The following is a 22,198-nucleotide window of genomic DNA, read 5'->3' on the forward strand; positions in this document are numbered from 1 at the left end:
GGGATGCAGGCAGTCGCGGCTGGATTCCGGCGGCCACTTTGACCCAAAGCGGGAAGTTCGATCTACCGCTGCTATGCGCCACTAGCGGACTTCGCGGGCTGGATCGCGAAGGCGCTCACAGGGCACGAAGACCAGAGCTCTTCCTCCCGAGCGGGGGCAAACTGTGCTAAGAATCCGGTGGGTCCAGGGCCAAGGGCCTATCGGCACGAAGGGAGTGACCAAATGCGTTACGTTCTTGCTGCGATCTTCATTTGCGCGGTCGGTATGCCCGCGGAGTCCGCTCTGCCAACGGTCAGCTCCAATTCGCTTTCGGTGTTGAAAGGGAACCCAATAGTGCATGTAGTGAGGCGCAATCGCCCGCACTCTCATCGTCACAGCCGCAGCGGCGGCGGCATCCATCCTTTGGTCGGAAGCGGTGACTACTAAGTCGGAAGAGAAGCCATAGGGCTTCGATTGCGGCGCGAGCCGTCCAGCTCGGACACCGTAGCGGCAAGACGGAATAGATAGCTGTTTTTCAATGGTCAGGCGTGGCAGCATCGACTCCATCTGTTCGGATGGCGGCGATGGTTTTCCGGTCGCCGATGACTGCAGCATCGCGGACGACCGCTTCGAGCCGTTCATTGACGCTCCGACTAAGTTCGGCGAAGGACCCCTATAGGTCAATTCGCCCGTATCGGAGTTTGTTTCGGCGGGGCGGCTTGTCCTTCGACTCCGAAAATTGGGCGGCGCCCCGCCAATTACGCAGAGCGCCAGGTGCCGACATTCGGTCAGACACGATGGATGGCAGGAAAGGGCCGTAAGCAGCCCGTCTTCTCTTTCGACGCTTGGAGTTCGGCTCGAACTCGGACCGTATTGAAACTTGTAGCAGTCTTGATAAAGTGCAGAGCTATTGCCGAAATGGATTTCTACAAAAACCAGGCCTTTGCGGCTTTGTTCAAACTAATTCACGATCTCCGCGAACCCCGACCAACGCCTGATCGGGCGCTCGCCTCGTGCTCTTGTCAGATCAAAACTGAGGTCCCTTTTGCCGAAAATATGGGGTCCCGTTTCGTCGATCATCGACAGATTGAGGCACCGAACGCTGCCGAAATCGATCATGTCGTTGAATTTGATTGTTCGCGTCCAATTTTGGCCACTCTAGCGGCCTCCAGCTAATAAAGCGCTTCCGCAGCCTGAAGTGTAACAATAACGGTTGAGAAATTTAGGCAGCGATTATCCGAACACCGCATCTCTGGCCGGTCGCGACGCTCCGCATTGTTCGGCGCCGGCCTGGCCTCGTTACAGGGACCTCAAGAGGAAACCATATGAAGAAGATCGTCGCACTTGGCCTGGCAGCCGCCCTTTTACTCAGCTCAACGTCCGCATTCGCTTTTCACAGAAAGCCGAAAGCGCATCTCACATACTCCCCTGACCGTGTCCTGGTCGTGCACAGGGCCCATCGGGATCTTATTTATATTCCGCTTGTGACCCCTCTCTTCGACCAAGTTGTCATTCCGGTCCTGAATGGCGTCACGTTCGCAATCGTATCAGGATCGACAATGGTCTTTGGCGGCGTTGAATATGTTCTGACCAATCTTGCTCATCCACCGCATTCGTGCGTCGCGAAAGACAGCTCGTTGTATAGCTGTCAAGGGTAGGTTTCATCGACCCCTTATCGAGAATTCACGAGCCTCCTCGCGCCCACGTGGAACTCATTGCGACAGCGAGCCCGCGGCTCCCGCACTGAGGCCGGAGCCGTTGAGGCTCGTTAGTCCCCCGTTGTCCTCAGACGAGGCCGCGCAAACCGCCTTTAGTGCCGCGCGGATGCGCCGTCGGCTCCGTCAATCTGTTGGCCGATCAGCGCGATGGCCCGCTCATAGACCGTCGCCGCATTCCAGGCCTGGATCGCCGCGAAATTGGCTTCGCCGGGCTGGTATCCCGCGCCCGCCTGCCAGCCATGGGCCTTGAGGAAATTGGCCGTGGAGGTCAGCGCGCCGGCCGGGGTTTCGAGACTTCCGCCAGTGCCGTATTCGAGGATGGTCTTGGGCAAAAACTGGGTCTGGCCGATCTCGCCATGCATGGAGCCGCGCGAACTGGCCGAGAGAACCCCGCGATCGATCAGGGTCAGAGCTGCATAGAGCTGATCGGTGAAATAGGCCGACCGGCGGCAGTCATAGGCGAGCGTGGCCACGGCCGACAGGGTGTTCTGGTTTCCGTGCTCTCTGCCAAAGCCCGTCTCCATTCCCCAAATGGCCAGGAGCGGCCCCGGCGGAACGCCGTAGCGCTGCTGGATAGACGCAAAAAGGGCCGCATTGGATTGCTTGAGCGCGCGCCCGCGCGAGGCGATCACCGAGCCGCCCCGCTTGGCCAGAAACTGATCGAGCGACAAATGGAAGCTCCGCTGGCCACGGTCGGCCGCGATGGTGGCCGTTGCATAATTGGTGGCCAAAAGGGCTGCGACAGAAGAAGCGCTGACGCCCCTGGCCCTGGCTTCCTCGGCGAACTGCCTCTTCCATGCCTCGAAGCCGGCCGCTGTGTTCCCGCACTGTGCGGCGTCCGCTTTGCTGGCCATGCCCACGAGCGCCACCAAGGCTGCGATGATAGCTGTCTTGAACTGCCCGCCCTTTGTCATTCAGAACTCCGAGGTGTGATCGCCGATTCCCGCATTGTTCAAGGTCTGTGCGTTAATGTCAAAAATTAGCCGCGCTGCCCGGCGAGGCCCCCTCCAAGGGGGCGGACGTCGAGACAATTCCTCGATTATAGGGTAGGTGCCAGCCCTTGGCCGGCGTAACGGCAACGCTTGGCGCAGGGCATCCAAATCCGCCTGGACCGGCTGATTCGACAGAGCCAAAGGCAGTCCTAGACCTCGCAGAACGCGCTCACCTGCTCCGGCAAATCGGCGCCGAGCATTTCAAAGCCCGCGACGCGCAGAATCGCGCGCGCGGGGCTCATGGTGACGGCGAGCCGCGTATAGGGATTAAGGACCGGCGGCTTCAGCCATTCGAAACCGCCGCGCGACAAGGGCCCGTTCCAGCCTGCAAGCGCGTCATGCCGGTCGCGGCAGCGCGCGGCCGCCTCCGCCGGCGAGGAGGTGAGAAAGCGGCTGGCCGCAAGCCGCGCTTCCCACTTCGGGCGGCTCGGCATCCAATCATTGGCCGCGCTCGTCTCGTGCTCACGTGTCTCGAAACTATCCTCGGTTCGCTCGATCACGCAGCGCTCGCCCGGCGCGCAGCCGATCAGCGTATAGATCACCGGCCGTGCCACCGGCGTCTTTTCCAACGCGCTTTTCGCGGCGGCATAGGTTGGACAAGTCTCGAAGACTTGGCGCAGCAATTGATCGGGGGGCATGTGGCGAACATTGGCCCATGTATGAACTGCATTGGCCGCAAGGTCGTAAAAGCGCAGCCACGGATGGCGGGTGCGGCGCCACATCGGCGCCTGGTTGACGCAAGCCGCGAACCGGCTCGGCGCCATCGCTGTCAGGACGCCCGCATAGCCAGCCCAGGTGACGCTGAAATAGTCGCCCACGGGGGCGCTTGTGCGAACGACATCGGTATGGCGGCCGAGCCCCGGAAATGGCCAATCGAGCGTGCGTGCGAGCCAGGGCACGCCCTCTTCCTCGCGCGCGAGCGAGGTGCATCCCCATAGATACGAGCCGTTTAAAAACCAGACTCCCGGATAGCCGAGCATCGCCGCGATTTGCGCGATTTCCGGCACATAGGGCGAGCACGACCGGGTCAGCCAGCGGCGCGCTGCGCCATCCAACGCCGGCAGAAAGGGCGTGACCGCACGCGGAAAGACCGTGAGGCAGTCGTCGCGCAGAGCCCGCGCGCGATCGCGGCTAAGCTCCGCATGCCGGAGAGGCCCACCGTCGCCGACATCGATCATGGAAATAGCTGGCATGACGGCCCTCATAAACCGCTCATCGAGGCGCTCGACGCATTTGGCAGCGCCAGCGAGCAATAGACCAAAAAAACGAAACTTAAAATTATACCCAACCTCACGCTTCCGCTTTATTTCGGCTTCATATCAAACCACGCATATGCCCGCAGCTTTGCACAGAGAGTATCAATCCGGCATTAGGTAGCAAACTCACCTAAATTAATATTGTGAAAAATTGGGTTTCGGCCGACTTTGTTGGACAAGGTTGGCCACCTATGTCCGAACCACAAATCGTTAACACCCTTCGCACTAAGCGCGACGAACTAGAGCGCATTATCAGCTCTTACGAAAAGGCCACAACAGCCGCCCGCCGCGACCTGGCACACATCAACGCAACGCTGGAATTGCTTGAAAGAGAAAGCCTGCCAAACGCCTATCCGTCGCGCCTATCAATCGCCCGTACATTCAAGCGCGGCGAACTTTTTGCATTATGTCGGGCTGCGCTTGCCGAGACCCCAGAAGGCTTGGACACACGCGAACTGGCGCGGGCTGTGATCCGCGCCAGGGGCATGGATGAAAACGATACAGTCTTGCGTAAGGCAATCGGCTTTAGGATCGTTCAAGCCATGCTAAGGCAAGAAATGCGAGGCCTGATCACCGGGGCTGGGAAGCACAAAGGCGCAAGAGTATGGCGCTTTGGCAACATTGCTTGATGTAACAAACATTTAAGCATAAAACTTAAATGTACTTTTCAACTTGCGGCATGAAAATGAACGCGGGGTGATTTGCCATGAACAAATTATACTTCGGCGATTGCATTGATTGGCTTGAAAAAATTACTTCAGCCAGCATCGATATGATCTATTTAGATCCGCCTTTTAACTCCCAAGCATCTTACAATATTTTATATAAATCGCCGCACGGCGATCTAAATGCGCAATATCAGTCCTTTGCGGACTCATGGCGTTGGGGAACGCCGACGGACATTGCCTTTTCGCGGATTATGACAAGCGGGTCACCGGCAGCGGGAATTATCTCATCATTTCGAAATTATATGCAGACGAGCGACCTAATGGCCTATCTCGTCATGATGACCGTGCGACTGATCGAAATGCGGCGCGTACTTAAGCCGACCGGTTCACTCTTTCTTCATTGCGATGCGAGTGCTGGTCATTATCTCAAGATCATTCTCGATTCCATTTTTGGACCGACCGCATTTAGAAATGAGATCATCTGGCGCCGTTCAATGGGTAAGTCATTGATGACAAAGCGGCTGCCGACGAATCACGATGTCATTCTTTTCTATGCTTATGGTGAGAACTTTTGGAACGAAGAAGGTGCCTTTCTACCCTATGATGAGAGTAATCTCACTGACAAGACAGCCGAAAAATATACTACGCGAGATGCAGATGGACGACTCTATCAACTCACCAGTTTGATAAATCCAAACTCTGACCGTCCTAATTTGACTTACGAATTTTTAGGGGTAACGCGAGTTTGGAGATGGACGCGCGAGCGTATGCAGGAGGCTTACGAACAGGGCCTCGTAATCCAAAGCGCGCCAGGGCGCGTCCCAAGATTTAAAAGATATCTTGATGAGCAACGAGGGCTTCCGGTTGATGATGTCTGGACCGACATTCCGCCATTAAACTCACAAGCCGCAGAGCGCCTTGGATATCAAACGCAAAAACCGTTAGCTCTTCTGGAACGGATCATCAAACTTGCAACATCTCCCGGTGACACAATCCTAGATCCATTTTGTGGGTGCGGGACAGCAATCGAGGCAGCACATAAACTTGATCGTAAATGGATCGGAATCGATATAACCGCCCTTGCTATCGATGTAGTTGAAAGACGACTTTCTCGTCTTAATTTGAGGCGTGGCGTTCAGTATGAAGTAGAAGGGATTCCGCTTGATTTAGCTGGCGCTCACCGTCTTTTCGAGACAGATGAGCACCAGTTCCAGCTTTGGGCCATCACGCTTGTTGATGGACAGCCGCGAGAGGGTGGAAAGAAAGGCGCAGATAAGGGAGTAGATGGTTGGATTTACTTCCAAGATGATGCGCGAACAATTGGTAACGGAATTATCTCGGTCAAGGGGGGTAAAAACATTCACGCGGAACATATCCGTGAGCTTTATGGCGCAATGGAATCACACCATGCAAAGCTCGGCATTTTTATCTGCCTGCACAAACCTACATCAAAAATGATTGAAGCTGCGCGGTCGGCTGAATCAATTGAGGCGGGCGGTAAGATGCGACCTCGGATTCAAATTAGAACTATTGAAGAGCTATTTCGCGGTCGTAAACCAGAACTTCCTCCGGTCTATGACATCATATCAGCTGCCGCCGCTTCTCGTAGATTCTCTCAAAAGAAGCCGACCCTGCCGCCGACGCCGCAGGAACTTAGAAAAGCTCCTCAGTTCAAACTACCGATCTCTGGCGGTCGGAAGGGAGATGCACAAAAGCATCTCCCTTTGGATGAGCCAGTGCTTATCCCGCCGGGGATGACAGCTAAGGAGAGGAAGCATCGCTAGGCTTGCGCCCTTTGCCAATAACCCTTCCATTGCCGCGATACGGGATGAGATAGCGCAGCATTCGTCGCCATGAGGTACTGCTCGCCATTGCTGGCGCGACGGTTGTTTTCACGCCACGCCATTTCCGAGGCATAAGCACCAAGATAGCGCCCGCTGATATGGTGATGCGTGCCGATTTCCGCGCGACGAAGGCGAGAGAAGAAACTTTCCGCCTGATTGGTGCAGGCATCGCCATCTGAATAGCATTCTTCATGATTGATGCGCTTCGTAAGGAAGCGCTCGTGCAGAATATCCCAGTGCCGCGCCTCGTCGGCATGGAGGATGGCATTGCCATCAACGCGTTCGGCGATAGTCTGAATAGATTGAGCTTCGGAACGGAAAACAAAGGGAAGTGTAATCCCGCCTCGCTCGCGCATGATCACCACGACGCGGCGCTTGCCGGTCTGATTTTCTAGCAAGCGCCGATCGCGGCGGTTCTCTTTCCAATTGGTTGGCTTCACGTAACCGCCATAATAGGCCCCGTCGATCTCGACTTCGCCAGAAACGGTTTCGTCTTTCATTTCATCCGCAAGAGCTTCGCGGATTTTATGAGCCAGGACGAAAGCCGTCTTGTACTGGCAATCAAGATCGCGCGAGAGCTGCAAGGCGCTATGGCCTTTTGCGCCGTTCATAAAGATCGCGATGGCAAGGAGAATGTCGCGGATAGGCATCTTGCGGCTGGCGAAAATGGTGCCGGACGTGACCGAGAATTGGTGCGAACAAGCCTTGCACTTCCAGAGCTTGCGGGTCTCGTATTTGTAGATGGCACCGCATTGGCAGCGCGGGCATGCCGGCTGGCCATCGGTATCGGCCCAGCGGATTAGCCGGAAGGCCTCATGGGCTTCCTGATCCGACATGCGGGCGACTTTCGCTAGGCTTAGCGAATGCGCCGCAGTGGAAAGGAGGAAGTGCTGAGACATTTGAACGCCAACGATTTCCGTTGACGTTATTGATAAGCGTTGACAGCGTTGGCGTCAACCAAAATCGTTGACGTTCGCGTTTTTTCTTCGTATCACCGTCACATGTCACCGGAACAATGTCGAGCGGCACGGGCATGGCTGGGGTTATCGCAAGACGGTCTTGCCACCGCCGCGTGCGTCGCGAACTCGACCGTTCGAGATTTCGAGGCTGGGCGTCGCGTTCCGATCGCGAATAATCTAACGGCAATTCAAGCTGCGCTGGAGGCGAAAGGAATCGCTTTCGTTGATAGCGGCGAGACATATGGGATCACCTACGCCAAGCCGAAAAAAGACTAAGCGCCCTGGACGGATTCCACCGATTTTGTTACAAAAGTCGATGGACTAGGAGGGGATTGGACCCTCGGGAGCAACCGTGGATAGGGGAGCCCCGTCACCAGACCTAGCCCGTTGAAACAGGCGAGCTAACACGCCTGTTCCGTCTTGTTGGCCAATATAGGCCGCCACTTCTTCCTTCGCGGGGCAGAGATGGCGGCCTTTGCTTTATCTAGGCTTCGACAACGTCGGTCGCCGCGCCGAAGCTCTAACTCTTGTCATCGCAACCTCCAACACCAGCGGACAGTATTGCTGTTTTTGGATTGCGTCAATATGCTTATCCAAAAATCTCATCAAATGATTTGACAATGTGGATAGTATGACCTATAAGAGGATAGCGGCAATCCATTTGAGCGAATGGAGCTATCCTCATGGCTGGCGAAACTGTATCCATTTCCGAGGCTGCGGCCTCGAAGTCCGAAGACGATAAGCAGACTAGGCAGCGTTCAACGATCGCCTTCCCTTATGAAGATCTCGATTCGTCGATAAAACTTGTCGAGGCTATCCACGGAAATGCGGGGCTTGGAGACTGTGGCGACGATCAATTGGCGGCATGGTCCGGCCAAAGCCCTAAGAGCAGCGGCTTTCGCATCCAAATCGCGGCTGCGCGGCTGTTTGGGCTGATTGATTCCGAAGGCGGCCATTACAAGCTCACGCAACTCGGCGCATCCGTTATGGACCCGGCACAGGCGCGAACGGCAAAGGCGCAGGCGTTTTTGAATGTTCCCTTATTCAAGGCCATTTTTGAAAAGTACAAGGGCAGCGTTTTGCCATCGCAGGCTTCGGCTTTGGAGCGTGAAATCGTTGGCCTCGGGGTTTCAGATAAAGTTAAAGACCGGGCGCGGGTAAAGTTCGAAAAGTCAGCAGAACAGGCCGCGTTTTTTGAGCATGGGAAAAATCGATTGGTGATGCCCGCCGTGGCGACTGGCGTTGAAGTTTCTCCGCCGCCGCCGCCAAAGGTCGAAAAGAACGGTGGGGGTGACGGGGGCGACAATCTGGATCTTGATCCGCTGCTTATCGAACTCCTAAAGAAAATTCCTGCTGCTGATGCGGGCTGGCCCGCGCCACAACGCCTTCGCTGGTTCCGGACCTTCGCAATGAACGTGTCTCAAATTTATGACGACGATTCCAGCCCAGTTGAATTGGACATTAAAATTTTATCCGAGGGCTAACGAAGGTCATTGCTCGACGATTGCGTCACAGCCCAAAAAGGAGAGGGGGCGACTGCAAGCAGTCGCTACCAACGGTCATACGCACTAATTTTGGGAGCGGCACGCCGTTCGGTCAAGGGGCGCCGTTCATTTCCCAACAATGGTGAGTTTGCTACCTAATGCCGTATCAATCGTACCAAAATGTTTCACGTGAAACATTTTGGTACGATAGGCAAAGATGCGGACCCGCCAATTTTGGCGCGGAGCTCCTTGGATGCGAGGCTTGTGGCGGCAAGCAACGCGGACTAAACCTTCGCCCGCAGCGAACGGACGTCAATGCGGCGCGCGAAGCCTTTTCGAACCGGCTCGGCGGGAGATATCGAAGCCATGCTACCACGTCGCCGGATCGCTTTCTTGCATGTGATGTTGACGTCCGGATTTTTTTTTCTGACGGTTGCGTTTGCTTTGATCGCGATCGTCGCGCTGACGCTGCGTTTTGCCGAACGGCCGCAGGTGCTGAAAGTGGCGGTCGGGCCCGCCGATGGCGACAACGCAAAGCTCGTCGCGGCGATTGCCCGTCATCTGGAGCAGAGTCGCGGCCGCATTCGGTTTACGATCCTTCCTGTCGAAGATCTGACCCAAAGCGCCGAAGCCCTGGAACAGGGCCGCGCCGATCTGGCTGTCATTCGGAGCGATGTCGCTATCCCGGCCAACGGTGCGACCGTCGTCATTCTGCACAATGATATCGCGCTTCTCGCCGCCGCGGCGGGCTCCAAAATCACCAAGGTCGCCGATCTTGCCAAGAAGCGGGTCGGGATTCTCCCTGGACGAAAAGCGAATGCTTCGCTGCTCGATGCGATCCTTGCTGAATACGAAATCGCTCCCGACACTGTTCAGAAAATCATGCTGTCAACGGACGATTTGGCACAAGTCGTGACGCAGAAAGGAGTCGATGCGATCCTCGCCGTCGGTCCCTTACGCGGTCACTCGATTGAAGTCGCGACGGCCGCCTTGATGTCGCGCAGTCATGCCCTGGTTTTGATCCCGGTCGACGCCGCAGAGGGTATCGCGGCCAGAAACCCGGCCTATCAAAAAGGCGACGTTCCAGCCGGATTTTTCCACGGTGTTCCGCCCCAACCCAAGGAGGATTTGGCAACCCTTTCGGTCGCAATTCGGCTTGAGGCACGCCAGAACCTCTCGGAGGAGATCGGAACAGCGCTCACCAAACGCCTCTTTGCGATGCGGCGTTCGCTGCAGGCCGAAGTGCCGATCGCCGCATTCATGGAAAAGCCCGACACCGCGAAGGATTCCGCCGAAGCGGTTCACGCCGGCGCCGCAGCTTATTACGATAACGACGAAAAAAGCTTCATGGATCAATATGGCGACTGGCTCTACATCGGCGCCATGCTGCTCAGCGGATTGGGTTCAATGGTCGCCGCCATGTTTGGTCTGACCAAGGCGCGGGCCCGCAAATCGGCTTTGGCTCTGGTCGATGAGCTGATCGAAATCAAGCAGGCTGCCCATGCGGCGAAAGAGATTTCGCAACTGAATGGACTCGAAGCGCAAATCGAAGACTTATCCACGAAAGGCTTGCGCTTTGCGCGCGACAATAATTTCGATGAGGCGGGACTTGCGGCGCTCCGGCTCGCGATAGACGAAGCTCGCCGGGCCATCGGCGACCAGCGCAAAGAGCTTGAAGCAAGACCATCGATTGTTGTCGACAACACCTTGGCACCATCGCCGCGCGCGCGAACATGAGCAAGCGTCCCGGATCGGGTGCAGAAAGCCGTCCATGCGCAAATACATCGTCATTGCCGCGTCGGCCCTCATGGCCGCAGGCGGCGGGGCCGCCTTGTATCTCTCTATTTTAGCGTTCCTGCATGAGCGGCACGAGCAGCAAGAAAATCGCTTCATTCAGGCCGCCATCGGCGCACCCGTCGTTAACCCTGACCTGCCGATGGTGCTCATCATTGGCGACAGCATATCGGTGCCTTACACCGTGCCGGTAAGGCTCAGGTTGGAAGGCATCGCAAACATTTTCCATCCCATGGAAAATTGTGGAGGCACGCTCAAAATACTTCAAAAGCTCGATGGCTGGCTTGGGTCGACAAAATGGGCGGTGATCCATTTCAATGCGGGCCTGCATGACCTGGCGCATGTCCAATATGAAAATGTTGCGCCCGGAAAGCAAAAAATGGTTCCTGTCGGACAAGGCCCCCGCTGGGTTTCCCCCGAATCCTATCGCGCCAATCTTGAGGAGATTGTCGAACGGCTCAAGAAGACGGGCGCGAGGCTGATCTTTGCCACGACGACGCCGGTTCCGGTTGGCGAGGCAAATCGCCTCCCCGAGGATGTGGCGCTTTATAATCAGGCCGCCCTCTCGGTGATGCGCAAAAACAATGTCCAGATTGACGATCTGAACGCGGTCAGCGTGGAGAGTGCGGGCCTATTCCAAATGCCGCGGGATGTACATTTCCTTCAGCAAGGCAGCGACATCCTCGCCGATCGGGTGGCTGCAAGCATCAAAACCGCACTCCCCAGCAAGCTCCTGCCATGACCTTGGAGTAAAGTTGCAGCGATTCGCCGAAAGGTCCGCTCATGAACGAGATTCATTCTCTTTTTATCATTGGCCTCATCGCAGTTCTGGCCCCCTTGCTAGCGCGGTTGCCTCCCTTCATCCGATCGCCCGTGGTCGTCCTGGAATTGCTGCTCGGAATATTGATCGGCCCAAGCGGCGCAGGCTGGGTGACCAGCCAAGGCGCCATCGGATTTCTCGGTGAAATCGGTCTCCTCTTCTTGTTTTTTCAGGCCGGCTTCGAGTTCAGTCCCGACAAAATTGGAGCTACTCCGCTTCGATTCGGCGCGCTCGCGTGGCTCGTTTCCTTAGGCTTGGCCAGCGTTTTTGTAGGATTGCTTTATCTGGTCGGATTGGTTCAAGCGCCCTTGCTTATCGCGGTGGTATTGCCCACGACCGCCTTTGGCATGCTCATTCCCATTCTCCGTGATACCGGCGACCTGGACAGCAATTTTGGCCGCTATGTCCTCGGCGCGGCGGCACTAGGCGAACTGGGTCCTATTATCCTGGCCCCGCTCGCGTTGGCGCATGCGCATCACCACCTCCATCAGACTCTCTTGACCATTGTTTTTCTGGCCATCGCGATCGGCGCGATCTTTTTCGCAAGGAGCCTCCGCTCGGACAGACTGTCGATCCTGATCAGGCGATGGTTGCGGGATAGATCGATTTTGCCGGTCAGAATTTCGATCTTGCTTCTCCTAGGGCTGGTCTCGCTGGCCACTGAGCTCGGGATGGAGATGGTTCTTGGAGCCTACGCGGCCGGAATAGTCATCGCAATGCTCGTGCGCGACACGAGAGCGGAGATCCTCGAGGATCGTCTAACATCAATCGGCTCGGGATTTTTCGTGCCCTTGTTTTTCATAACAAGCGGTGTTGAATTCGATCTGCCCGCACTCGCGACCAGTCCCGCGAGCCTTGCCCGCCTTGTCCTTTTTTGCGCGGGCTTTCTGTTCATCCGCGTTGTTCCAGTTGTCTTGTACAGGCGGGTGTTGCCGGAGCGCGATTTACTTCCGCTGGCTCTTTTCTCGTCCACTACGCTGCCGCTTGTCGTCGCGGTGACCTATTTGGGCGTGCGAACGGGCGACATGCTGCCGGAGAATGCCACCGCGCTTGTGGGCGCTGCCGTCCTAACGGTCGCCATTTTTCCAAGCCTTGCTATTTTGCTGAGGTCGAAATCAGAAGAGGGGCAGCCAGAAGGCCCGGTGGCCCTCGCCGCCCGCCGCCTCGCCGATTTGGCCTCTGCGCAATTTTCCAGATTCGTTGTCTTCGTTACTCAGAAAACCGGGGAAAAGCGCGATAACTAAAAGATTTTTACATTAGGCCCAGGCTGCTTTGACGAGGGAGGCCCCTGCGTAAGAGGAAACGCATCTCGCCCGGATCGCTGCCGCCGCCCTACTGTCCCACATGGGAACCCGTGAACGAGCCGCGCATGCCGCGAGCGGATTGCCGGAGCCAAAACCGGATGTCGCGGCCTTCCCGCGCGGGAATCGCATAGTAAGGCGGCGGATCATGGTAGGGCATTGCTGGCGGCGCGCTCAGCAGGCCCGTCAGGCGGCGCGTCGCGGCGGCCCAGGAGAGTCGCTCGGCCACCTGGGGGTCGTCACGCGGTTCCTCCGCCATCGCCTTGTGCCAGCAGGCGGCAAACTCCGTGTCCGTCTCAAACACCAGGCAATTGTCAAACTGCTCGAAGAAACGGTTCGACGTGTGCCTGGGCAGGATCACCCATTTCCGCATCGCCAGCGCTTCCGCCGTGGTCGTACAGAGCACTTCGCTGGTCGAACAATTGATGAAGACGCGGTAGGGAGCAAGGCAACGCCATGGCGTCGCGGTGCCCCCGCGCAGCACGGCGGCGACACGATAGGCTGACTCCTGCGCCCGGACATAGCTCAAGTCGCCGTTGCCAAAGAGATCGATCTGCGAAACTCCAGCCGTCTTCAATAGACGGAAGGCGTTATGCAGACCCTTCTCCGGGATCAGCTTGCCAATAAAATACGCGCCCTGCGTCGGACCCGAACTCTCCGGCGCGGCGAAGAAATTCGCCCCCACGCCATTCAGGCTCACCATCGGTTCCCCCAGCTCCCGCAGAAACGGGGCGGCAGAGACGACGGAGAAGCTATGGTCGCAAATCCGCCGGCTGAGAACCCTCGTCATCGCCCGCGACAAGGGGCGGATCCAGCGGCCGGTGCGAAGGCCGACGAACGCGGGGAAATTCGTATGCAAAAGGCTGATGACGAGCGGAAACCGATGCTTGAACCCGAATGCGGAAAGATCGAGCCATCTACCGTCGAAGAAGTGCCGCTCGAGCTCTTCCAGAATCAACGTCCGATGGCGGCGAAGCACGCTTGCGATCGGCATAGCCGGGAGGGGGAGCGCCCAGGTTGCATTGAAGCGGACGGGATAAAAGACAATGTTTGGCCGATGCGGACGGAGTGCGTCCGGCAACCACGCTTCGATTTCCCTGACCTGCGCGTCCGGGTCGGCAAAGCTTCGCCCATATTCCCGCTCCTGCTCCTCGAGCGCAAACCAGGGAAGATAGAGCGTTGTGGGCCAGCCGGCCTCGACGAGGCTCGCGGCGCGGATCAACGGGTTGACGCTCGTGCCCGTCAGATTCGGGATGGCCGACACCGTGACGATCCCGACGTCGCGTGGCGGCCCGCTGCCGTCGAGTTGCAGCGGATCGATTTTGATCAACGGCGCCGGCATGCAACCGCAATTCTTAATGGAGACCAGGCCGTCGACATCGAATTGGCTCTCGCAGCGAGGCCGCATGGGGTTTAACGTTCGGGCTTTCAGGCTTTCCCGAATCGGTGGGATCTTACGGCAAAAGAGCCAGAAACATGAACCTTCGCGCGCTTCCGTATCGAGCGCCGATCAGAACGGATGATATTGATAGAGCCAGGTTTCGCTCAGGATTTTTTCGCCAGCGCGCAGGAAGAGGCGCATCTCGACCGGATCGCTGCCGGCCACGGTCAAATCGAACTGGGCGCGCCAATGGCCCGGCACATCGTCCGGCACCGCCTCCGTGAAGACATAGGAAAAGGTCCCGCGCGAGGCCCACAGCACCGCCTCCGGCTTGACGCCGAAGGGCAAGGCTTCCAGTGGCGGTCCCTTGAATTCGACCATGAATTTGCGCACGCCCTTGGGCCGTGGCTGGCCCGGCTGGCCGCCATTGCCCAGGCGCGTCGCAACACAGCGGGCAAGCTCGGTCGGAAAGGGCTCGTCCGCCGTCCAATAGAGACGATAGGAAAGCTTGACCTCGGACCCTGCCGTCGCGGCTTTTTCCGGCACCCACATGGCGACGATATTGTCGTGGATCTCATCGTCGGTCGGAATTTCGACGAGCTGGATGGCGCCTTTGCCCCAGGGGCCGAGGGGCTCCACCCAAAGGCTGGGCCTGCGGTCGTAATAGACGCCGTCCTGATAATGGTCGAACGAACGGTCGCGTTGCACGAGCCCAAACCCGCGCGGCGAATCATCCGCGAAGGATGAGGTCATGATGCGCGGTGCATTGTTGAGGGGACGCCAAAACCGCTCGCCGCTTCCAGCCCAAACAGAGAGGCCATCGGAATCATGGACCTCGGGCCGCCAATCGGCTCCGGTATCCTTCTTGGTTTCCGAAAACCAATACATGGAGGTCAAAGGCGAAAGGCCGAACCGCGCAATGTCCGCACGCAAAAAAAGCGATTGCTCAATGTCCATGATCACGCCCTTGCCGCGCGACAATACAAACCGGCAGGCGCCTACAATCGAGGGGCCTTCGAGCAAGGCATAGATCGTCAGTGAAGTGTCGGTTTCGGCCTGGTCGATATAGAATTTGGTAAAATCTGGAAACTCTTCGGGCTTGCCAGCGACCGCGACATCAAGCGCCACGGCCCGTGCCGACAGCCCATATTGGTGCAATTCTCCGATCGTACGAAAATAATCGGCGCCAAGAAATGCTACCCAATCATTCTTGCGCCAGTCGAGCGCGCCACCACGGGCTTCCTGGACCCGCAAGCCCGCGAAGCCCGCACCTTGCGGCAACTTCTTGGCGACCGAATCCGCCGGCATATCGAAATAGCTTTGATCGTAAATGATTTCGCGCGCCTTGCCCGCCACGACAACATTCATTTCGACAGCCTTTTGGAAAAACATGCCGAGATGAAAAAAGCTGACTGGAAACCGGCCCGGTCCATCGGCGAACAGTGCATGGTTCATATCGAATTTGATTTTGCCCCAGGCTTCATAATCGATCTTGGAAACGATCTCGGGTGCCGGCCGCGTGGGATCTGCATAAGGCTCGCGCGCCATGCGTTGCGCCGTCGCTTTGAGGCCATCGAAGGAAAAAGGGCGTGGCGGCCCGAGCTTCATGGCCTCCGCCGCGAAGCCCTTGCCGATACCGGTTCCCGCGAGCCCAAGCGCTGAGGCGGCCTTTAGCACCGTTCTCCGGTCAAGGGCTGTCGTCATTTTTCTTTCCTTCGGTCTAATGCGTGAGATTTGGCGGTGCCGGCCAAGGCGCGGCGCAACGGCGCCGCAGGCCAAGCTCGGGGATGCCGGAAGGAGTCTAGCGGATGGGCTCGTGCCTGATCGCGGTGCGCATGAAATAATAGAGCAGCACAAAGCCGCAGAGCGCAAAGATCGCTTCGATGATGCGGCTGATCATAGGGTCGAGCTGCAGAAGGCCGCCGAGCGCCCATCCAGCCGCCCAGGACGCGCCAACCATTTCGGTGCCGACCAGGATGGCAACCGCGATCAGGGTCGATACATGCAGCCAGTTGATTTTCTTTGCTTCAGCCAAGAGCCGGTCTCTCCATACATTTCGCCGCTGCGGTCTGATCCCTGCGGTTATCGCTCCAAAAGCTACTATATCCATTGGGAGGACCGGGCAAGCCTCCCGCCGACCGACGAATCGATGTATAATTACCGATAAAGGCCAAAACCCAGACTAGGAAACGCCGATGGAACAAGAGGTTGCTAACGTCCGTGAGACGCTTGGCGTAGACTGTCCCTGGCTTGCGGTCTATCCCCCCGATGTTCCGGCAAGGATCGAGTCTCTGCCTTACCGGTTACTCGGCGAGATCGCGCCGGATTTGGCCGGGCGGCGGTCCGAGGCTCGGGCCTTCACCACGATCATGCCGAACGGCATGTCTGCAAGCCTGACCTTCGCCCAAGTCGATCGCTATTCCGATGATTTTGCAGCCTTTTTGCGGGAAAGACTAGGCTTGCAGCCGGGAGCCAGGGTCGCGATCCAGATTCCAAACGGCCTCGCTTATCCGATCGCCGCGTTCGGAGTCTTCAAAGCTGGCTGCATTCTCGTCAACGTCAACCCGCTCTACACCCCGCATGAGATGGCGCATCTTTTCGCGGATGCGGAGCCCGCGGCGATCATCGCCGTCGACATGTTCGCCGAAAAGCTCGCCGAAGCGATGAAGCAGGCGCCCATCCCGCATGTGATCCTGACCGAGGCGGCGAGCTTTTTTTCAGCGCCGTCGCGGCGTCTGATTGGGTTTGTGCAGAAATACGTCAAGCACCAAATCCCGAAGCCGCCCTTCCACCACATCAAGATCGCCAAGGCACTTGCCCTGGGCGCGGCAAGCATTCGTGGCGGCGCCAATGTCAAGGACTATACCAAGGGGCTGGAGCCCTCCGACATTGCATGCTTGCAATACACCGGCGGAACGACCGGCGTGAGCAAGGGGGCGATGCTGACGCATCGCAATCTCATCATGAATGTGGCGCAATTCTTCTGTTTGGGCGGCTCCGAGATGCGCGAGAGCGATCATCTTTTGACTGCGCTGCCGCTCTACCACATCTTTGCGTTCACCGTGAACTTCCTCGGCTTTTTCATTCGCGGCGCGCATAATGTTCTGATTCCCAGTCCGAGGCCGCTGACCAACCTTCAGAAGGCCTTCGAAAAAGAACCGATCAGCTTCATCACCGGCGTCAATACTCTGTACAACGGCCTTTTGAACGAAGCATGGTTCGTCGCGGCTCCCCCGAAGACCCTTCGCCTGTCGGTTGCCGGCGGCATGGCTTTACAAGAAGCCGTGGCCGTGCGCTGGAAAAAGGTCACCGGAACCAATCTCATCGAGGGCTATGGTCTCAGCGAGGCTTCGCCCGCCCTGACCTGCAATCCGAGTGAACGGCCAAAGCTTGGAACGATCGGCGTGCCGCTGCCTTCAACCGAGCTGAAATGCGTCGACGATCAAGGACGCGTCGTCCCCATCGGCGAGCCGGGCGAACTGATCGCGCGCGGACCGCAGGTCATGCCCGGCTATTGGCGACAGCCTGACGAAACCGCGAATGTGTTGCGGGACGGATGGCTCTATACGGGCGACATCGCAAAGATGGATGCCGAAGGCTATTTCAGCATTGTCGACCGGCGCAAGGACATGATCCTCGTCTCGGGCTTCAATGTCTATCCCAATGAGGTCGAGTCAGTCCTTGCCGAATTGAGCGGCGTGAAGGAATGTGCCGTCATCGGCATCCCCGACGAGGCGACGGGCGAAGCCGTCAAGGCCTTTATCGTTCGCAGCGATCCCGCCCTCGATTTCGAGACCGTGCGGGAATTCTGCAAAGGCGAACTTGCCAATTACAAAGTTCCGAAACATGTCGAATTCCGCGGGGATTTGCCAAAATCCAATGTCGGTAAGATCCTGCGCAAGGATCTACGCAAATAGGCGCGCCGCCCTTTACCAGCGCAAGAGCCGCGACCCCGCCAGTGCGCCGAGCCCCGCCACGAACGCAATCGCCAGCGTGTACCAGGTCGTCACGAACAGCGGCGAATCGTCCGGGCAATGCGTCGCGTAAAGCGCCGCACCGATGGCTCCGGCAAAAAGGCCGGCGCCCGCGCCCGCAAGAGCCGGCCTATCCGGCGCGCCCCGCCGCAAGGCAAAGAGGGCTGCAGCGAGCGGCGCGAGGCCGAGAAAGGGAATGCTGATCAAACACACAACCGCATTTGTTCCGATCAGTCTTTGGCCCCAGAGGTGAGCCGGAACGACGATCAGTTCGGCAAGATTGGCAGCCGCCAGCGAAAGCGGCACGATCGCCAGCAGGATCGCCACACGGCGGGGGTCCCTCCCCGGCTGTACAAGGCGCAGGACAAGTTTTGCGGACAGCACAACGAGCAAGACGGTCACGCAGAGTTTGAACAAGAACCGCGGTTCGGCAAGCAATTCAAGTAAATGAGGCCGCGGGCCAAGTGTCACGAAAAAAAGTGCTGTCGCGAGGGCGAACCCCGGCACGAGAGCCGCCGCAAAGATCGAGCGCAAAGGCATCCGGCGGACGGTACTGTCGGCGGCGAGGGCACGAATGAGCTCGTTGGTCTTCACGTCTCGCCTTCCTTGAATTTTTCAGCGAGCGCGGCGAGGCCGCGATGGAGGGTGACGCGGACCGACCCCTTGCTCATCGAAAGACGGGCGGCTGTCTCGCCGATGGAAGCGCCGTCAATGGCGATGGCTCGCACCACCTCACGTTGCTTAGCCGGGAGGCTCGGCAAATGGCGGTCGACATCGGCGACGACAAAACTTGGCTCATGATCGCCGTCGGAGAGAACGGCGGCAAAGTCGTCGATGGGAAGGTTGATACGCCTGCCCCGCCGGCGCAACGCATCGACCATCTTATGGCGCGCGACGGCCCGCAGCCATGGGCCAAAGAGCGCATTTTCGTCCCAACTTTGCCGCTTGAGGTGAACGGCGAGCAAAGTCTCTTGTACAACGTCCTCGGCGTCGGTGTCCGCCAGGCCCGCGCCGGCCAATCCCCGACGGGCAGCCGCGCGGAGCACGGGGGTCAGCTGCAATAACAATCGCCGATAGGACTGAGCGTCGCCGGCATTGCCGGCGCGCATCAACATGGCCCATTCCTTTTCCCGAGCGTCGCCCCGCACAAATATCCCATTCGCTTAGTTCGGAGCTCACGGCTCGCGCGTTACATCCAACGCGAGATTTCGCTATCACGTTTTTGTTGGAGTGAAAATGCGCCGCTGCCGTAACGCCGGCGCTCGCTCAAACGTACAAGAAAGTGTAGAAACGGTCCGCCGTTTCCTCGGCGGGGATATAATTCGAGCTTTCCCGCCTTCTACGGCTTTCGTTCGTAAAGGAACCAAACATGATCACCAAAACCGACATTACCGCCGCCACCCTCGCCGCCGCGCTCGCACTGCTCGCCGGGCCCCTCGCAGCCCAGGAGATGGGCGGTGAAAAGGCCGGGAAAGAAAAGTGCTATGGCGTCTCGCTCAAGGGGCAAAACGACTGCGCGGCCGGTGCCGGCACGAGCTGCGCTGGCACGTCAAAGGTCGATTATGACGGCACGATCTGGAAATATGTGCCCAAGGGAACCTGCGAGACCATGAAGACCCCCAATGGCACCGGTTCGTTGAAGCCTTCCAAGTCCTGACCTTGCGACAGGGGCACGCGGGCTCCGCGAGCCCCCTTGTTGCGGCGCGGCATTTTGCGAGCCGAGGTTGAGCCGAAGTGGAGAGTGCAGCCATGCCCATGATGCAACTTCCCGTCAGCGTTGGCGTCGGCTTCAAGCCGCAGCATTTCGCGGCAATTGCCAGCGCCCCGCAACCGCTTGGTTTTTTCGAAGTGCATGCCGAGAATTACATGGGCGCTGGGGGCGCGCCCCATGCGCAGTTGCAATTTCTCCGCGAGAATTATGCCTTGTCGCTGCATGGCGTTGGGCTCAACATTGGGGCCGAAGGACCGCTCGATCGCGACCATCTGGCGCGTCTGAAGCGGCTCTGCGAAGGCTATCAGCCGGAAAGCTTTTCAGAGCATCTTGCGTGGTCATCGCACGGCGACGTTTTCTTCAACGATCTGCTTCCCTTGCCCTATACCGAGGCGACTCTGGCCAGCGTGATCGAGCATGTCGACGAAGTGCAAAACGTGCTTGGGCGCCGCCTCCTTCTTGAGAATCCCGCGACCTATCTGCTTTTCAAGGAATCGACAATTCCGGAGACCGCGTTTTTGCAAGCGATCGCGCGCGCGACCGGATGCGGACTTCTGCTCGACGTCAACAATGTCTTCGTTTCGGCCCGCAATCACGCGACCGATGCGCATGCCTATCTCGCCGAGTTTCCGTTCGATCTGGTTGGTGAAATTCATCTCGCCGGTCATTTCGAAACGGTCGACGACCAAGGTTTCCCCCTGTGCATCGATGCGCATGGATCGCCCGTCATCGACGATGTCTTCGCCTTGTTCGATCAGGTGATCTCCCGCACCGGTCCGCTTCCAACCTTGATCGAATGGGACAATGATGTGCCGGATTGGCAAAGCCTCCTGGCCGAGGCGCTGTCCGCGCAGGCCCATTTGGATCGGGCGAAATCTGTCGGTGCCGCGACGGTTGCAGCCTGATGGAGCTCGACTCTGTTATGCCGAAGACATGCCAAAGCGATTTCGCCAGCGCCCTCCTCGACCCGGATAAGCCCGTGCCGAACGATGTGACCTCGCACAGCTGCGATGTTCCGCAAAAACGTTTCGGGGTATATCGCAACAATGTCATGGTCGGTCTTGCCGGCGCCTTGGAGGCGCGCTTTCCGGCTACACGCAAAATCGTGGGCGAAGAGTTCTTCGGGCTCGCTGCAAAAGTTTTCGCGGCCGCGCATCCGCCGCGCTCGCCCCTGCTGATGTTCTTTGGCGATGATTTTCCGGCGTTTTTGGCGGCGTTTGAGCCGGCGCGAAGCGTGCCTTATCTGGCGGATGTCGCACGGCTGGAAGCAGCCCGCACACGCGCCTATCACGCAGCCGACGCAAAACCTTTGACACCAGCAGAACTCAGCCGCGTGCCTCAAACCGCGTTGGCCGGGCTGCGGTTCACCATGCACCCCGCCGTCGAAATAGTGACCTCGACTTATCCGATTGTCACGATCTGGGCGATGAACGCCGGCGAAACGGACCTCGCGCCGGTGACGGATTGGCATGCCGAGGATGCGCTTGTATCGCGCCCCGGTCTCGATGTCGAAGTCCGCGGTTTGCCGGCCGGCAGCGCGGTGTTCTTGCAAAAGCTTGCGGCGGGCGAACACTTCGGATCTGCCGCGGCCGCGGCTTTCGCCGCTACCCCGCAGTTCGACCTGCCGCTCAATCTCGCCCTGTTGTTTACCGGACTCATCGTCGAAATGACCGAAAATGTCGAGGCCTCTTGATGACCAGAATCCCGCAAGTTGAAGCTGAAGACTCCTCGATGTTGGATCGCTTGATCGGCGCGGCGATTGCGACTTTGGACAAGATTCCGCAATCGCTCATCTCGCTCGCGGCGCGGATTTTTCCGGCCGCCGTGTTCTGGATGTCGGGACAGACGAAGATTGAAGGCTTCCACGTGACCGATAATGCGATCGCGCTGTTTCGCGACGAATATGCCTTGCCTTGGATCGATCCCGAACTGGCCGCGAAAATCGCGGCTTTCAGCGAGCATTTTTTTCCGATCCTGCTTGTCGTCGGCCTCGCAAGCCGCTTGTCCGCCCTGGCGCTCCTCTGCATGACTGCGGTGATAGAGATTTTCGTCTATCCCGACGCGTGGCCAACGCATGGCGTCTGGGCGACCTGTTTTCTCGTCGTCATCGCGCGCGGCCCAGGGATCTTTTCCCTCGATCATTTGATCGCGCTTTTCTGGCAACGCCGTTCCCATCGCGCTTAAACGCTCCCCGCGACGATAGGAAGATTTGGTCACGCTAAAAGTTGACTAACCTTATTGCCTTACTGGGCTGATCACAAATTAGGCATGCCTCTTTTAAACTGTCGTGGCTTCGTTACATTATTGTCATAAAACT

22 protein-coding genes are annotated in these 22,198 nt (G+C 58.1%); 14 read left to right on the top strand and 8 right to left on the bottom strand.

Annotation, left to right across the window (positions count from 1 at the left end; translation table 11 throughout):
- Window positions 1-897: 897 nt before the first annotated feature.
- Together CU048_05970 and CU048_05975 are read left to right on the top strand one after the other, a co-directional pair.
- Window positions 898-1,155 (top strand): hypothetical protein, encoded by a 258-nt coding sequence (locus CU048_05970; GenBank protein ID QBR70900.1) that lies wholly within the window; start codon window positions 898-900, stop codon window positions 1,153-1,155.
- Between the two features lie 149 nt (window positions 1,156-1,304).
- On the top strand, window positions 1,305-1,637 hold the full coding sequence (locus CU048_05975) for a hypothetical protein (protein QBR70901.1): 333 nt from the start codon (window positions 1,305-1,307) through the stop codon (window positions 1,635-1,637).
- Between the two features lie 152 nt (window positions 1,638-1,789).
- On the opposite strand, the gene CU048_05980 is transcribed toward CU048_05975, so the two are convergent.
- Complete coding sequence (locus CU048_05980) at window positions 1,790-2,611, bottom strand: murein transglycosylase (protein QBR70902.1); 822 nt, start codon at window positions 2,609-2,611, stop codon at window positions 1,790-1,792.
- Window positions 2,612-2,838: 227 nt separating this feature from the next.
- Window positions 2,839-3,942: a hypothetical protein gene (locus tag CU048_05985; GenBank protein QBR70903.1), complete on the bottom strand. Its 1,104-nt coding sequence runs from the start codon at window positions 3,940-3,942 to the stop codon at window positions 2,839-2,841.
- A gap of 194 nt (window positions 3,943-4,136) precedes the next feature.
- On the opposite strand from CU048_05985, the gene CU048_05990 reads away from it, so the two are divergent.
- Window positions 4,137-4,574 carry a hypothetical protein gene (locus tag CU048_05990; protein QBR70904.1) on the top strand — a complete coding sequence of 146 codons (438 nt, stop codon included), beginning with the start codon at window positions 4,137-4,139 and terminating at the stop codon, window positions 4,572-4,574.
- Between the two features lie 77 nt (window positions 4,575-4,651).
- Window positions 4,652-6,397, top strand: coding sequence for a site-specific DNA-methyltransferase (locus CU048_05995; GenBank protein QBR70905.1), 1,746 nt, complete (start codon window positions 4,652-4,654; stop codon window positions 6,395-6,397).
- Here the strand turns inward: CU048_05995 and CU048_06000 are convergent.
- The gene (locus CU048_06000) at window positions 6,394-7,386 is read right to left on the bottom strand and encodes an IS1595 family transposase (GenBank protein ID QBR70906.1); all 993 of its coding nucleotides are present in this window, start codon (window positions 7,384-7,386) and stop codon (window positions 6,394-6,396) included. The two genes, CU048_05995 and CU048_06000, sit on opposite strands and share 4 nt — an antisense overlap.
- A gap of 72 nt (window positions 7,387-7,458) precedes the next feature.
- On the opposite strand from CU048_06000, the gene CU048_06005 reads away from it, so the two are divergent.
- From CU048_06005 to CU048_06025, 5 genes are all read left to right on the top strand, one after another.
- Window positions 7,459-7,692 (top strand): XRE family transcriptional regulator, encoded by a 234-nt coding sequence (locus CU048_06005; protein QBR70907.1) that lies wholly within the window; start codon window positions 7,459-7,461, stop codon window positions 7,690-7,692.
- Window positions 7,693-8,099: 407 nt separating this feature from the next.
- A complete protein-coding gene (locus CU048_06010; GenBank protein QBR70908.1) occupies window positions 8,100-8,900 on the top strand; it encodes a hypothetical protein in 801 nt (266 codons plus the stop codon).
- A 315-nt stretch (window positions 8,901-9,215) separates the two neighbouring features.
- On the top strand, window positions 9,216-10,637 hold the full coding sequence (locus CU048_06015; GenBank protein ID QBR70909.1) for a hypothetical protein: 1,422 nt from the start codon (window positions 9,216-9,218) through the stop codon (window positions 10,635-10,637).
- Window positions 10,638-10,671: 34 nt separating this feature from the next.
- Entirely contained in the window at window positions 10,672-11,436 is a 765-nt protein-coding gene (locus tag CU048_06020; GenBank protein QBR70910.1) for an SGNH/GDSL hydrolase family protein, read from the top strand.
- A gap of 41 nt (window positions 11,437-11,477) precedes the next feature.
- A complete protein-coding gene (locus CU048_06025; protein ID QBR70911.1) occupies window positions 11,478-12,758 on the top strand; it encodes a cation:proton antiporter in 1,281 nt (426 codons plus the stop codon).
- A gap of 88 nt (window positions 12,759-12,846) precedes the next feature.
- Here CU048_06025 and CU048_06030 read toward each other — a convergent pair whose 3' ends face one another.
- From CU048_06030 to CU048_06040, 3 genes are all read right to left on the bottom strand, one after another.
- Complete coding sequence (locus tag CU048_06030; GenBank protein ID QBR70912.1) at window positions 12,847-14,223, bottom strand: hypothetical protein; 1,377 nt, start codon at window positions 14,221-14,223, stop codon at window positions 12,847-12,849.
- 102 nt (window positions 14,224-14,325) lie between these two features.
- A complete protein-coding gene (locus tag CU048_06035) occupies window positions 14,326-15,900 on the bottom strand; it encodes a glucan biosynthesis protein D (GenBank protein QBR72701.1) in 1,575 nt (524 codons plus the stop codon).
- A 97-nt stretch (window positions 15,901-15,997) separates the two neighbouring features.
- On the bottom strand, window positions 15,998-16,231 hold the full coding sequence (locus CU048_06040) for a hypothetical protein (protein ID QBR70913.1): 234 nt from the start codon (window positions 16,229-16,231) through the stop codon (window positions 15,998-16,000).
- Between the two features lie 160 nt (window positions 16,232-16,391).
- Here CU048_06040 and CU048_06045 point away from each other — a divergent pair, with 160 nt between their 5' ends.
- On the top strand, window positions 16,392-18,113 hold the full coding sequence (locus CU048_06045; GenBank protein ID QBR70914.1) for a long-chain-fatty-acid--CoA ligase: 1,722 nt from the start codon (window positions 16,392-16,394) through the stop codon (window positions 18,111-18,113).
- Window positions 18,114-18,125: 12 nt separating this feature from the next.
- On the opposite strand, the gene CU048_06050 is transcribed toward CU048_06045, so the two are convergent.
- Entirely contained in the window at window positions 18,126-18,764 is a 639-nt protein-coding gene (locus tag CU048_06050) for a DUF1109 domain-containing protein (GenBank protein ID QBR70915.1), read from the bottom strand.
- Window positions 18,761-19,318 carry an RNA polymerase subunit sigma gene (locus tag CU048_06055; protein QBR70916.1) on the bottom strand — a complete coding sequence of 186 codons (558 nt, stop codon included), beginning with the start codon at window positions 19,316-19,318 and terminating at the stop codon, window positions 18,761-18,763. The genes CU048_06050 and CU048_06055 overlap by 4 nt, the downstream gene beginning before the upstream one ends.
- 221 nt (window positions 19,319-19,539) lie before the next feature.
- On the opposite strand from CU048_06055, the gene CU048_06060 reads away from it, so the two are divergent.
- The 4 genes from CU048_06060 to CU048_06075 all read left to right on the top strand — a co-directional run bounded on the left by CU048_06060 (window position 19,540) and on the right by CU048_06075 (window position 22,065).
- Window positions 19,540-19,827 carry a hypothetical protein gene (locus CU048_06060; protein ID QBR70917.1) on the top strand — a complete coding sequence of 96 codons (288 nt, stop codon included), beginning with the start codon at window positions 19,540-19,542 and terminating at the stop codon, window positions 19,825-19,827.
- Between the two features lie 98 nt (window positions 19,828-19,925).
- Window positions 19,926-20,786, top strand: coding sequence for a hypothetical protein (locus tag CU048_06065; protein ID QBR72702.1), 861 nt, complete (start codon window positions 19,926-19,928; stop codon window positions 20,784-20,786).
- 17 nt (window positions 20,787-20,803) lie between these two features.
- The gene (locus tag CU048_06070; GenBank protein QBR72703.1) at window positions 20,804-21,574 is read left to right on the top strand and encodes a DUF2063 domain-containing protein; all 771 of its coding nucleotides are present in this window, start codon (window positions 20,804-20,806) and stop codon (window positions 21,572-21,574) included.
- Window positions 21,574-22,065: a DoxX family protein gene (locus tag CU048_06075; protein ID QBR70918.1), complete on the top strand. Its 492-nt coding sequence runs from the start codon at window positions 21,574-21,576 to the stop codon at window positions 22,063-22,065. The genes CU048_06070 and CU048_06075 overlap by 1 nt, the downstream gene beginning before the upstream one ends.
- Window positions 22,066-22,198: the final 133 nt, after the last annotated feature.

Source organism: Beijerinckiaceae bacterium (assembly GCA_004564215.1).
Classification (GTDB): domain Bacteria; phylum Pseudomonadota; class Alphaproteobacteria; order Rhizobiales; family Beijerinckiaceae; genus Methylocapsa.

Coding starts and splice junctions, on each gene's coding strand:
- CU048_06010 (QBR70908.1), top strand. CDS start 8,100: ATGGCTGGCGAAACTGTATCCATTTCCGAGGCTGCGGCCTCGAAGTCC.
- CU048_05970 (QBR70900.1), top strand. CDS start 898: ATGGATTTCTACAAAAACCAGGCCTTTGCGGCTTTGTTCAAACTAATT.
- CU048_06060 (QBR70917.1), top strand. CDS start 19,540: ATGATCACCAAAACCGACATTACCGCCGCCACCCTCGCCGCCGCGCTC.
- CU048_06065 (QBR72702.1), top strand. CDS start 19,926: ATGATGCAACTTCCCGTCAGCGTTGGCGTCGGCTTCAAGCCGCAGCAT.
- CU048_06035 (QBR72701.1), bottom strand. CDS start 15,900: ATGACGACAGCCCTTGACCGGAGAACGGTGCTAAAGGCCGCCTCAGCG.
- CU048_06015 (QBR70909.1), top strand. CDS start 9,216: ATGCGGCGCGCGAAGCCTTTTCGAACCGGCTCGGCGGGAGATATCGAA.
- CU048_06070 (QBR72703.1), top strand. CDS start 20,804: ATGCCGAAGACATGCCAAAGCGATTTCGCCAGCGCCCTCCTCGACCCG.
- CU048_06045 (QBR70914.1), top strand. CDS start 16,392: ATGGAACAAGAGGTTGCTAACGTCCGTGAGACGCTTGGCGTAGACTGT.
- CU048_06030 (QBR70912.1), bottom strand. CDS start 14,223: ATGCGGCCTCGCTGCGAGAGCCAATTCGATGTCGACGGCCTGGTCTCC.
- CU048_05990 (QBR70904.1), top strand. CDS start 4,137: ATGTCCGAACCACAAATCGTTAACACCCTTCGCACTAAGCGCGACGAA.
- CU048_06025 (QBR70911.1), top strand. CDS start 11,478: ATGAACGAGATTCATTCTCTTTTTATCATTGGCCTCATCGCAGTTCTG.
- CU048_05980 (QBR70902.1), bottom strand. CDS start 2,611: ATGACAAAGGGCGGGCAGTTCAAGACAGCTATCATCGCAGCCTTGGTG.
- CU048_05975 (QBR70901.1), top strand. CDS start 1,305: ATGAAGAAGATCGTCGCACTTGGCCTGGCAGCCGCCCTTTTACTCAGC.
- CU048_06075 (QBR70918.1), top strand. CDS start 21,574: ATGACCAGAATCCCGCAAGTTGAAGCTGAAGACTCCTCGATGTTGGAT.
- CU048_06005 (QBR70907.1), top strand. CDS start 7,459: ATGTCACCGGAACAATGTCGAGCGGCACGGGCATGGCTGGGGTTATCG.
- CU048_06020 (QBR70910.1), top strand. CDS start 10,672: ATGCGCAAATACATCGTCATTGCCGCGTCGGCCCTCATGGCCGCAGGC.
- CU048_05995 (QBR70905.1), top strand. CDS start 4,652: ATGAACAAATTATACTTCGGCGATTGCATTGATTGGCTTGAAAAAATT.